1 protein-coding gene is annotated in these 413 nt (G+C 47.5%); it reads right to left on the bottom strand.

Annotation, left to right across the window (positions count from 1 at the left end; translation table 11 throughout):
- A partial coding sequence (locus tag CIK04_RS32595; RefSeq protein ID WP_142995069.1) for a transposase occupies positions 1 to 413 on the bottom strand: 413 nt, incomplete at both ends.

The raw sequence follows: 413 nt of genomic DNA, 5'->3' as shown, positions 1-413 counted from the left end.
TTATAAAGCAACGCCTGACCATTCGGACATTGGTAGCAGTCTCTTTGCGCGTCGTAAGTAAAGTGTTTCTTTTTGAACGCATTTTTCGTTCTCGATGGACGTCGATAACCGAACACGCCAAGAATACCTCGACGTTCAAGTGACTCCGCCACTGGAGCGGTAAAGTAGCCCGCATCCAGTCCAACGGCTATCGGGTTCAATTGGAATGTAGCAAGCGTGTAATCTAAGCGTTGAACGTAAGGCTGTGAGTCATTGATGTTCGCCGCGGTGGTATAGGTATCGAGGATAATTCCATGTTGACCATCAACGGTTCGATGGTCGAGGTAGAAGAAGCCTTGTGGCTTATTATCACGAGTCATGAAGCCACTCTCTGGGTCAGTGGTGCTGGTTTTGGTATTCTTTGTTTTTGACTC

The sequence above is a fragment of the Vibrio sp. 03_296 genome (assembly GCF_002265885.1).
Note: the sequence above shows the minus strand (reverse complement) of the source record. Positions and strands in the feature narration are given on the sequence as shown.